The sequence below is a fragment of the Brevundimonas sp. genome (genome assembly GCF_023259385.1).
Classification (GTDB): Bacteria; Pseudomonadota; Alphaproteobacteria; order Caulobacterales; family Caulobacteraceae; genus Brevundimonas.
Window position 1 is genome coordinate 1 of record NZ_JAHFPF010000126.1, and the last position, 9,830, is coordinate 9,830.

The 9,830-nt window shown below is 69.4% G+C and carries 11 protein-coding genes and 1 tRNA gene; 3 read left to right on the forward strand and 9 right to left on the reverse strand.

Translation table 11 applies throughout. The features are described 5' to 3' along the window. The coding region (locus Q0C81_RS10700) for a M13-type metalloendopeptidase (RefSeq protein ID WP_291837360.1) at positions 1–1,774 on the forward strand (1,774 nt) is incomplete at its 5' end. Between the two features lie 423 nt (positions 1,775–2,197). Here Q0C81_RS10700 and hisS read toward each other — a convergent pair. From hisS to Q0C81_RS10725, 5 genes are all read right to left on the reverse strand, one after another. Further along, positions 2,198–3,679, reverse strand: coding sequence for a histidine--tRNA ligase (hisS, locus tag Q0C81_RS10705; protein ID WP_291837363.1), 1,482 nt, complete (start codon positions 3,677–3,679; stop codon positions 2,198–2,200). 114 nt (positions 3,680–3,793) lie between these two features. Next, the gene (locus Q0C81_RS10710) at positions 3,794–5,059 is read right to left on the reverse strand and encodes a DUF418 domain-containing protein (RefSeq protein WP_291837365.1); all 1,266 of its coding nucleotides are present in this window, start codon (positions 5,057–5,059) and stop codon (positions 3,794–3,796) included. Between the two features lie 77 nt (positions 5,060–5,136). After that, positions 5,137–5,706 (reverse strand): phthalate transporter, encoded by a 570-nt coding sequence (locus Q0C81_RS10715; protein ID WP_291837367.1) that lies wholly within the window; start codon positions 5,704–5,706, stop codon positions 5,137–5,139. After that, the gene (locus Q0C81_RS10720) at positions 5,703–6,581 is read right to left on the reverse strand and encodes a 3-hydroxybutyryl-CoA dehydrogenase (protein WP_291837369.1); all 879 of its coding nucleotides are present in this window, start codon (positions 6,579–6,581) and stop codon (positions 5,703–5,705) included. Before Q0C81_RS10720 ends, Q0C81_RS10715 begins: the two co-directional genes overlap by 4 nt. A gap of 135 nt (positions 6,582–6,716) precedes the next feature. Then, positions 6,717–7,034, reverse strand: coding sequence for a YggT family protein (locus Q0C81_RS10725; protein WP_291837371.1), 318 nt, complete (start codon positions 7,032–7,034; stop codon positions 6,717–6,719). A gap of 171 nt (positions 7,035–7,205) precedes the next feature. Between Q0C81_RS10725 and Q0C81_RS10730 the strand changes: the two genes are divergently transcribed. Then, positions 7,206–7,281 (forward strand) — tRNA-Ala (locus Q0C81_RS10730). Positions 7,282–7,351: 70 nt separating this feature from the next. Further along, positions 7,352–8,314 carry a rhodanese-related sulfurtransferase gene (locus tag Q0C81_RS10735; protein ID WP_291837373.1) on the forward strand — a complete coding sequence of 321 codons (963 nt, stop codon included), beginning with the start codon at positions 7,352–7,354 and terminating at the stop codon, positions 8,312–8,314. A 6-nt stretch (positions 8,315–8,320) separates the two neighbouring features. Here the strand turns inward: Q0C81_RS10735 and Q0C81_RS10740 are convergent, their stop codons facing one another. The 4 genes from Q0C81_RS10740 to Q0C81_RS10755 form a co-directional block, all read right to left on the reverse strand. Then, a complete protein-coding gene (locus Q0C81_RS10740; RefSeq protein WP_291837375.1) occupies positions 8,321–8,599 on the reverse strand; it encodes an HPr family phosphocarrier protein in 279 nt (92 codons plus the stop codon). After that, positions 8,596–9,000 carry a PTS sugar transporter subunit IIA gene (locus Q0C81_RS10745; RefSeq protein ID WP_291837378.1) on the reverse strand — a complete coding sequence of 135 codons (405 nt, stop codon included), beginning with the start codon at positions 8,998–9,000 and terminating at the stop codon, positions 8,596–8,598. The genes Q0C81_RS10740 and Q0C81_RS10745 overlap by 4 nt, the downstream gene beginning before the upstream one ends. An 89-nt stretch (positions 9,001–9,089) precedes the next feature. Continuing rightward, positions 9,090–9,515 (reverse strand): serine kinase, encoded by a 426-nt coding sequence (locus Q0C81_RS10750; RefSeq protein WP_291837380.1) that lies wholly within the window; start codon positions 9,513–9,515, stop codon positions 9,090–9,092. Beyond that, positions 9,512–9,830, reverse strand: a 319-nt coding sequence (locus Q0C81_RS10755; protein ID WP_291837382.1) for an ATP-binding protein, incomplete at its 5' end; no start/stop codon positions are given. The genes Q0C81_RS10755 and Q0C81_RS10750, both read right to left, overlap by 4 nt.

A 9,830-nucleotide genomic window follows, 5' to 3' on the forward strand; every position in this document is an offset into this window, starting at 1 on the left:
GATCGAAGGCCTGGTGGCCCGCACCGATCTGACCGCCGGCTCCGACGAGCAGAAGATCGCCGACGCCTATCGCTCCTACATGGACGAGGCCCGGATCGAAGCGCTGGACGCCCAGCCGCTGGCCCCCTACCTCGCCGCCATCCGCGCCGCCGACACCCATGACAAGGCCGCGGTCTACATGGGCCAGACCCAGGGCCGCATCGGCGGCTCGATCTTCGGGACCGGCATCACGATCGACCAGAAGGCGCCGACCCGCTACGTCGTCTCGACCGGCCAGTCGGGCCTGGGCCTGCCGAACCGCGACTATTATCTGGAGCAGCGCTGGGCCGACAAGAAGGTCCTATACCAGGCCTATGTCGCCCGCATGCTGGGCATGATCGGCTGGGCTAATCCGGAACAGGCCGCGGCCGACATCGTCGCCTTCGAGACCAAGATCGCCGAGGCGCACTGGACGCCGGAGCAGAATCGCAACCGCGACGAAACCTACAACGAGTACACCATCTCGCAGCTGGCCTCGGAGGCTCCGGGCTTCCCGTGGCAGGCCTACTACACCGCCGTTGGCGTGGGTGAAGTGCCGCGCCTGATCGTCCGCCAGGACACGGCCATGCCGAAGATCGCGGCGCTCTACGCCGAGACCCCGATCGCGACGATCCAGGCCTGGCAGGCCTTCCACACGACCGACGACGCCGCCGGCCGCCTGTCGCGCCGCTTCGCGGACGCCCAGTGGGAGTTCCGGTCGCGCGATCTGCAGGGTCAGCCCATGCAGCGCCCCCGCGACAAGCGCGGCATCAGCTTCGCCGAAGGCATGCTGGGCGAGGCCGTCGGCCGCCAGTACGTGGCCGACTACTTCCCGGCCGAGTCCAAGGCGAAGATGGAGCAGCTGGTCGCCAACCTGCGCACCGCGCTGGGCAACCGCATCCGCAACTACACCTGGATGAGCGCCGAGACCCGCGCGGCCGCCGAGGAGAAGCTCAACAAGTTCACCGTCAAGATCGGCTATCCGAACAAGTGGCGTGACTATTCGGCCCTGGAGATCCGTCCGGACGACCTGTTCGGCAACGGCGAGCGCGCCGGCCTGTTCCAGTGGAACTACCAGCTGAACCGCCTGAACCAGCCGGTCGACAAGGACGAGTGGGGCATGACCCCGCAGACCGTGAACGCCTACTACAACTCGGCCAATAACGAGATCGTCTTCCCGGCCGCCATCCTGCAGCCGCCCTTCTTCGATCCGGACGCGGACCCGGCCGTCAACTACGGCGGCATCGGCGGCGTCATCGGTCACGAGATCGGTCACGGCTTCGACGACCAGGGCTCCAAGTCCGATGGCGACGGCGTGCTGCGCAACTGGTGGACCCCTCAGGACAAGGCCAATTTCGAAGCCCTGACCGCCCGCCTCGGCGCCCAGTACGGCCAGTTCGAGCCGATCCCCGGGTTCCATGTCCGTCCGGGTCTGACGATGGGCGAGAACATCGGCGACGCCGCCGGCGTGGCGGTGGGCCTGGAAGCCTATCACCTGTCGCTGAACGGCCAGCCGGCTCCGGTCCTGGACGGCACGACCGGCGACCAGCGCTTCTTCTACGGCTGGGCCCAGGTATGGCAGTCCAAGTATCGCGAAGCGGCGCTGAAGCAGCAGATCGACACCGACTCGCACAGCCCGGCCGAATTCCGGGTCATCGGCCCGGTGCGCAACGTCGACGCCTGGTATGAAGCCTTCGGCGTCCAGCCGGGCACGAAATACTACCTCGCGCCGGAAGACCGCGTCCGTATCTGGTAAGCGGATCGCCGCACTGAACGAAGAAGGCCGGGGCTCACGCTCCGGTCTTTTTTGTTGGGCCACGGTCGAAAGGCTCCGCCTTTCTTTGTTGGGCCGCGGACCATCGGCCCTTGGGGATCTCCCGACCCGACGCGGCCGGGCGCTTCGCGCAGGCTCCAGCAGCGAGCCGCCGCGCGGTAGCGCCAACATCATGATTCCGGGCGCAAAAAAGCCCGCCGCGGGGGATACATCGCGGCGGGCTTTCTTTCGCTCTCATGGAGCGGACGTTTCCTCCCCGAAACGCCTCCGGGCCGCTGCTGCGTCGAAACGCTGCGCTTCCCGAGTACGTCAGAAAGACGACAATTCCCGCTCCAAGTCAATCAAGACCCTGACACGGACAGGGGCTTTTCCTTTGTTATCAACGATAACTCACGGAGCTGTGCGTCAGGAACCGACGATACCCCGGATCGTCGCCACAAGCTGGGCGCGAGGCACGACCTGCTGTCCCGGACGCTCGGCCTTCCAGGCCTCGTTGTCCGTGACGCCGGCGGCGGCCGCGCGGCCCGCGTCGAGGTCCTTGATCGTCACCTGACCGGCCGCGATCTCGTCGCCGCCCAGAATGACGGCGGCGGGCGCGCCGCGCCGGTCGGCGTACTTCATCTGCGCCTTCATGCCCGCCCGGCCGAGGTAGAGTTCGGCGGCGATCCCGGCGTTGCGTAGCTCGGACACCGCATCGAGATAGTGCTGCATGTCGGCCTCCGAGAAGACGATTACGACCACCGGGCCGCGCACCGCGTCCTCGTCGCCGCGCCCGGCCGCGCGAAGGGCCGAGGCCAGCCGCGAGACGCCGAAGGAGAAGCCGGTCGCGGGCAGGCGCTCGCCGGTGAAGCGGGCGACCAGGTCGTCGTAGCGCCCGCCGCCGCCGATGGAGCCGAAGCGCACGGCGCGGCCCTTCTCGTCGGTGGTCTCCAGCAGCAGCTCGGCCTCGAACACGGCGCCGGTGTAGTATTCCAGCCCGCGCACGATGGTCGGATCGAAGCGGACCGCGTCCTGCCCCACCTTCATGGCGTTCAGCGCCCGGTCGATGGCCGCCAGCTCTTCCAGCGCCGCCTCGCCGACGGCGCCCAGCCCGCCGGCGCGGGCCACGGCCTCCAGCGTCTCCGCCCGGCTCAACGCCGCGTCGCCCGCCGAAGCGAGGAAGGCCTCGATGGTCGCGGCCACGCCCAGCGGCAGTTGAGCGCCCTTGGTGTAGTCGCCGGACTCGTCCAGACGGCCTTCGCCCAGCAGGGCCGAGACGCCTTCCCAGCCCAGCCGGTCGAACTTGTCGATGGCGCGCAGAGCGGTCAGCTTCTGGATCGGATCGACCACGCCGCCGGCCTCGAACAGGCCGTCGAACAGCTTGCGGTTCGAGACGCGGATCACCGCCTGCCCCGGCGCCAGACCGGCGGCCTGCAGGCCCTCGCAGGCCATGGCGATGATCTCGGCGTCCGCCTCGGGACGGTCGGAGCCCACCGTGTCGGCGTCGCACTGCACGAACTCGCGGAAACGGCCCGGCCCCGGCTTCTCGTTGCGCCACACCGGCCCGAAGGCATAGCGGCGGAACGGCTTGGGCAGGGTCTCCCACGACTGCGCCGCGAACCGGGCCAGCGGCGCCGTCAGGTCGTAGCGCAAGGCCATCCACTGGTCGTCGTCGTCCTGCAGGGCGAAGACGCCCTCGTTCGGACGGTCGGCGTCGGGCAGGAATTTGCCCAGGGCGTCGGCGTATTCGAACGCCCCGGTGTCCAGCGGCTCGAAGCCCCAGCGCTCATAGACCTCGGACACGCGCTGAACGAGGCGGCGCTCGGCCACCAGGTCACGGCCACGGCGGTCGGCGAACCCCCTGGGGGCGCGGGCTTCGGGGCGGGTGGGAGCGGCGTCTTCGGTCATGCTGGCGGTCTAGAGGGTCGAGGGTCGAGGGTCGAGGGTCGGAATGATTTCCTGCCTGAACACCGTGAACCGCCGAGCCGTCAACCGCCCAACGTCCTGTCTCGCCCCCGCCCCTCAGCCCTCGCCCCTTCTGATCGGCACCAGCCGTCCGTAGATCAGACAGCGCCACAGCCACTCCAGCGGCCCCATGCTGAACACCGACAGCCAGATCGGGGACCAGATCAGCTGGGCGATCCAGACGCCTCCGACCGCGAGCCACAGCTGTCCCGGCCCCCAGGCCGGATCGCCGAACCAGTGCGGCCCCCACGGCATGTAGAACAGGGTCGTCATGATCAGGGTCTGGGTCAGGTAGTTGGTGAAGGCCATCCGCCCGACCGGCGCCAGCACCCCCGTGACGACCCTCAGACCGAACCGCGTCATCAGGATCAGCAGGCTGACGTAGGCCAGGGTGATCAGGGGCGCGAAGCTGGCCGCGATATCGGCCATGCCGCCCGTCGGATCCGGCGCGCCGTGCGGCGCCGCGGCCTTGAACCACTCGTACCAGCCCAGCGCGGCGAGGTTGGCGCCGCCGATCAGCAGCAGGAGAACATAGACCCAGGTCGGCGACCGGCCGCTGAGGAAGCCGGCCTTGAACAGCCCCATGCCCAGCAGCATCAGCGCCCCCGTGATCGGGATCAGGGTGATGCTCATCGCCTGCAGGATGGCCTCGGCCTTCAGGTTTTCGATCAGCGCGGCCGGCCAGCCCGATTGATAGGCCTGGATGGTCGCCGCCAGGCTTTCGGGCGTCACCGCGAAGGGTCCGCCGCCGGCGGCCGCGGCGCCCTCGGGCATGAAGGCCTGGGCGGCGAAGGCGGCCGCCGACAGCAGGCCGAACAGCAGGTTCAGCAGGGCTCCAGTCCAGATCAGCCGCTTGGCCGACCACGACCGCGCCAGCATCACCAGAACGCCCGTGTAGGCGTAGTGCAGCAGGATATCGCCGTACCAGAAGGCTGCGCCGTGGATCAGGCCGAACACGGCCAGCCACAGCAGGCGCCGCCACAGGAGGGCGCCCCGCGCCTCGTCCCGCCTTTCGCCGCCGATCAGGAAGATCGACACCCCGAACAGCATGGAGAACAGTGATCGCGCCTTGTTGTGGAAGAAGACCTCGGTGACCCAGTGGCCGAGAATATTGGCCTGGTCGTGCGGCCAGGGCGGCGCGACGTCGGCGCCCGTCTGCAGTTCCATCGGCCAGGCGAAGGCCACGGCGTTGACCGCCAGGATGCCGAGGATCGCGAAGCCCCGCAGCATGTCCAGGGTGAAGATGCGATCCGCGGGCGCAACGGGCGCCAGCCGGGCGACAGGCGCCGTCGTCTCGCCCGTCAGGGCGTCGGTTGCGGCCATGTGGTGATCTCCCCCCGAGGTCAGGGGGGCAGATTGCCGCGCCGGCGTCCGGCGTCAAACCAATTCGCGGTAAGGCTTCAGGCCTGTCCGTCGCGGCCCATGACGCCGAGGCGGTCGCGCACCTCGGGCTGGGGCGAGAAGGCGACGAAAGCCACGCACAGGCCGGCCCACAGGGCGTAGGCCACGCCGATGACGACCGCGAACGGCAGGCCGCCGACGCCGTAGATCAGCAGGGTGGTCTCGCTGCCGCCGACGCCCTCGCCGAGGTTGGCGGCGTTCAGCCACTGCTGGATCACCTGGCCGAAGGCGAACAGCGCCGCCAGGATGACCGCCAGCAGGCCGCCGTAGAACATGAAGCGCCAGACCACGCCCAGCCGGGTCGCGGGACGGCCCGAGCGCCGGGTCTCGCGCGCCAGCAGCCACAGGATGGCCGGAACCGCGAGCAGGCCCAGGGTGATCGCCTGAAGGCGCCAGTCCATCTCCAGCCCGGGAACCCAGTTGCGGGGCGGCCAGATCGCCAGCGTCACCCACAGCGGCGGCCACAGCACGGCCAGCACGACGGCGAGCACCGTCCGCTGCGGCTCGCGCCGCCAGGCGACGCGCTGCTGGCCCGGGAAGTCCTCGGGCCGCTCGAGACGGGGGATCATCGCGTCGGCGCCGGCGTGTCGCCGGAATAGTCGTAGAAGCCGCGGCCCGATTTGCGGCCCAGCCAGCCGGCCTCGACGTATTTCACCAGCAGCGGACAGGGCCGGTATTTGCTGTCGGCCAGACCGTCGTACAGCACGTTCATGATGGCCAGAACGACGTCCAGCCCCATGAAGTCGGCCAGCTCCAGCGGACCCATCGGATGGTTGGCGCCCAGCTTCAGCGCCTTGTCGATCGAGGCGACGTTCCCGACCCCTTCGTACAGGGTGTAGATCGCCTCGTTGATCATCGGCACCAGGATGCGGTTGACGATGAAGGCGGGGAAGTCCTCGGAATTGGTGGTCGTCTTGCCCAGCGACTCGGCGAAGGCGACGGCGACCTCATAGGTCTCGGCCGAGGTGGCGATGCCGCGGATGATCTCCACCAGCTTCATCACCGGCGCCGGCTTCATGAAGTGCAGGCCGATGAACCGCTCGGGCCGGTCCGTGGTCGAGGCCAGCCGGGTGATCGAGATGGATGAGGTGTTGGACGCCAGCAGGGTGTGATCGGCCAGGTGCGGCGCCAGATCGGCGAGGATGGCCTTCTTGACCGCTTCGTCCTCGACGGCGGCCTCGATCACCAGGTCGGCCTTGCCGGCGTCGGCCAGCGAGACGGCGGCGGTGATGCGCGACAGGGCGGCGTCGGCGTCGGCCTGGGTGCTCAGCCCGCGGGCCACCTGACGCGCCAGGCTGGCCGCGATGGCGCCCATGGCCTGGGGCACGCGATCGCCGGCGGCGTCGTAGAGTTTCACGTCATAGCCGCCCGCAGCCACCGTCTGGGCGATACCCGCACCCATCTGGCCCGCGCCGATGATGGCGACTGATTTGATCGTGGTCATGGAATCCGGTTGGCTTTCAGGCCCTGCGGCCCCGTCGGCGGGCACCTTAGGACGGTGGCCGGACGGCGCAAGCGCGGGATGATGCGAGAGGCGCGATGACCCGGGAGGCGTGGCCTGTTCGCACCGTCCCTGTCGTCAGAAGGGGACGAAGCTCAACAGGGCGGCCTGCGACGCGGGCAGCAGGTAGATCATGATCCCCTGGATCACGATGATGGCCACGATCGGGGTGACGTCGATGCCGCCCAGAGGCGGAATGATGCGCCGCAGGGGCTCCAGCACCGGGCTGACGATCCGGTCCAGCGTGGCGGCCAGCGAGGCGACGAAGCGGTTGCGGTAGTTGATGACGTCGAACGCCACCAGCCAGCTCAGGACGGCGTTGACGATCAGGGCGATCACGAACAGGCGCAGCACCGCCGTGATGAGGAAGAACAAGAAGCCGATAATCGCCGCCATACCCTGAAGTGCTCCTGCAGAGGGTTGAGCGCCGCTTCTAACCTTAGCCGCCCCTTCCCGCCAACTTTTCCGCACTCGCGCCCCGACTGCAACCTGCGACCGGTTGACACCACCGGTCCCCCGCTCGTATGTCGCCCGCTCGCCTGCACCCGACTATTCAGTGGGGTTTGGGGGGCCGTAGCTCAGTTGGTAGAGCGCGTCGTTCGCAATGACGAGGTCAGGGGTTCGACTCCCCTCGGCTCCACCATCCTGCTTCGCGCTAGCGCGCTTCGCAGGATGGAACAGCAGGAGAAGGACCCGAAGGTCCAGATCAATCCATGACGTCCTCCCCGCCCCCCGTCGCTCCCTTTCGCGTCGCCGCCCTGTACCGTTTCGCACGGATCGGGGATCGCGAGGCCGTGCGGGGGCGGCTCGAACAGCTGTGCGCGCCGGATGTGCGCGGCATCCTGCTGGTGGCGCACGAGGGGCTGAACGGGACCATCGCCGGTCCCGCCGACGCCATCGACCGGGTGCTGGACGGCATCCGGGCCCTGCCCGGCTTCAGCGGGCTGGATGTGAAATTCGCCGACGCCGCCACCGCGCCCTTCCGGCGCATGAAGGTGCGGATCAAGGCAGAGATCGTCACCATGGGCGAGCCCGATCTGGATCCGGCGACGGAGGCCGGGACCTATGTCTCTCCCGCCGAGTGGAACGCCCTGATCGCGGATCCCGACACCATCGTCATCGACACCCGCAACGACTACGAGACCGCCATCGGCGCCTTCGCGGGCGCGGTGCAGCCCAACACCCGCAGCTTCCGCGATTTTCCGGCCTGGTTCCGCACCGAGGGCCGCGCCCTGCTGGACCGCCCCACTCCGCCCAAGGTGGCCATGTACTGCACCGGCGGCATTCGCTGCGAGAAGGCGACGGCCTTCCTGAAGGCCGAGGGCGTGCCGGAGGTCTTCCACCTGGAAGGCGGCATCCTGCGTTACCTGGAGACGGCGTCCGAGCCGGAAAGCCTGTGGCGGGGCGAATGCTTCGTCTTCGACGAGCGGGTCGCCGTCGGCCACGGCCTGTCCGACGGCAGCCACACCCTGTGCCGCGGCTGCCGCATGCCGGTGAGCGAGGCCGGACGCGCCTCGCCGCTGTACGTCGAAGGGGTCTGCTGCGAACGCTGCCATGCCACGCGCACGGTCGAGCAGCGGGATCGCTATGCGGAACGGGCGCGGCAGATGGAGATCGCCGAACAGCTGGGCATCGACCACGTCGGCGCGGTGCTGCCGGAACGCTCCAAGGCCTGATCCGACCTACTGGTCTTCGTCGAACTTGCGGTTGACCAGGTCGGCCAGGGCCTCGACGGCCTCTGCGGCGTCCTGGCCCTCGGCCTCGATGTGGACGTCGCAGCCGTTGCCGGCGCCCAGCATCAGCAGGCCCATGATCGACAGGGCGTTCACCGTCACGCCGTCGCGGGTGACGCGGATCTCGCTGTCGAAGGTCGAGGCCAGTTTCACGAACTTGGCCGAGGCGCGGGCGTGCAGGCCGCGCTGATTGCAGATGCCGACGGTCGCGGCGACGGGATCGGTCATTTCTCGCCCTGCAGCACCCAGCTGGCCACGGAGATGTATTTGCGGCCCGCGTCCTGAGCGTGGGCGACGCAGGCTTCCAGCGGCTCGCGCCCGCGCACGCTGGCCAGCTTGATCAGCATGGGCAGGTTCAGGCCGGCGATGACCTCGGCGTGGGTCTCCTCCATCACCGAGATGGCCAGGTTGGAGGGCGTGCCGCCGAACATGTCGGTCAACAGGATCACCCCGTCGCCGTCATCGACCGCGCGCGCGGCGTCGACGATGTCGCGCCGGCGGCGCTCCATATCGTCTTCGGGACCGATGCAGATGGCCGCGACCCCGCGCTGGGGGCCCACGACGTGCTCCATGGCCGAAAGGAATTCGGAGGCCAGACCCCCGTGGGTGACGATCACCAGCCCGATCATGAAGGCTTCACCAAGACTTGCGCCCCCGCGTTCCGATCGCTCCCTGAGCTGACCGCAAGCCGCGCGGAATAGCCCAACTCCGCGTCGGGTTAAAGCCGGGCGATGGCCGCCGCGACCTTTTCACCCGCCGAGGCCTCCCTCGGATCCAGCCGCAGCAGGGGCAGATCGACCCCCTCCACGCGCCGGATCGCCGGTTCCGGCAGGCGTTCAACGGGCTCCGGACCCAGTTCCACGGCCAGCACGACCCGGGCCAGATCCAGGGCGCAGGCGGGCACTACGCCGACGCCCCGCACCTCGATCTTGCCCGCGATGGTGCGCGGCGCCCGGGCATAGAGGCTGCCCGAGGCGGCGAACAAATGGGCGTAGTCGTCGGCCGCCAGCCGCCAACCGGCGCCGATCAGCCTCAGGGCCAGATCACTCTTGCCCGCGCCCGGCGGCCCGAACAGGGCGGCGGCGCGCCAGCCCCGGCCCGGGGCCCATTGCGCGACGACGGTGGCGTGAACGGGCTGGGTCATGGGCGGCGGGCTCCGGGGGCGGCGGGCAGGGCCACCTCGAAGCGGGCTCCGGCGGGGCCGCCGTCGCCGGGCCGGTTCTCCGCCCGCACCGTCCCGCCGTGAGCCTCGACGATCTGGCGCACGATCGACAGGCCGAGGCCCGAGTTGGCCCCGAAGGCCGTGCCGCGCGGACGCGAGGTGTAGAAGCGCTCGAACACGGTCTCCAGGTTCTCGGCCGGAATGCCGGGGCCGTCGTCGTCGATCCGGACATGGACCGCGCGTTCGTCGATCTCGTCGCGCAGCAGGGTCAGGCGCACCTCGCCGTCCGGCGGGCTG

What these genes read in the sequence shown, in the direction of transcription:
- hisS (WP_291837363.1), bottom strand. Translation starts at nt 3,679, where the DNA reads ATGACCGAAGACGCCGCTCCCACCCGCCCCGAAGCCCGCGCCCCCAGG.
- Q0C81_RS10710 (WP_291837365.1), bottom strand. Translation starts at nt 5,059, where the DNA reads ATGGCCGCAACCGACGCCCTGACGGGCGAGACGACGGCGCCTGTCGCC.
- Q0C81_RS10715 (WP_291837367.1), bottom strand. Translation starts at nt 5,706, where the DNA reads ATGATCCCCCGTCTCGAGCGGCCCGAGGACTTCCCGGGCCAGCAGCGC.
- Q0C81_RS10720 (WP_291837369.1), bottom strand. Translation starts at nt 6,581, where the DNA reads ATGACCACGATCAAATCAGTCGCCATCATCGGCGCGGGCCAGATGGGT.
- Q0C81_RS10725 (WP_291837371.1), bottom strand. Translation starts at nt 7,034, where the DNA reads ATGGCGGCGATTATCGGCTTCTTGTTCTTCCTCATCACGGCGGTGCTG.
- Q0C81_RS10735 (WP_291837373.1), top strand. Translation starts at nt 7,352, where the DNA reads ATGACGTCCTCCCCGCCCCCCGTCGCTCCCTTTCGCGTCGCCGCCCTG.
- Q0C81_RS10740 (WP_291837375.1), bottom strand. Translation starts at nt 8,599, where the DNA reads ATGACCGATCCCGTCGCCGCGACCGTCGGCATCTGCAATCAGCGCGGC.
- Q0C81_RS10745 (WP_291837378.1), bottom strand. Translation starts at nt 9,000, where the DNA reads ATGATCGGGCTGGTGATCGTCACCCACGGGGGTCTGGCCTCCGAATTC.
- Q0C81_RS10750 (WP_291837380.1), bottom strand. Translation starts at nt 9,515, where the DNA reads ATGACCCAGCCCGTTCACGCCACCGTCGTCGCGCAATGGGCCCCGGGC.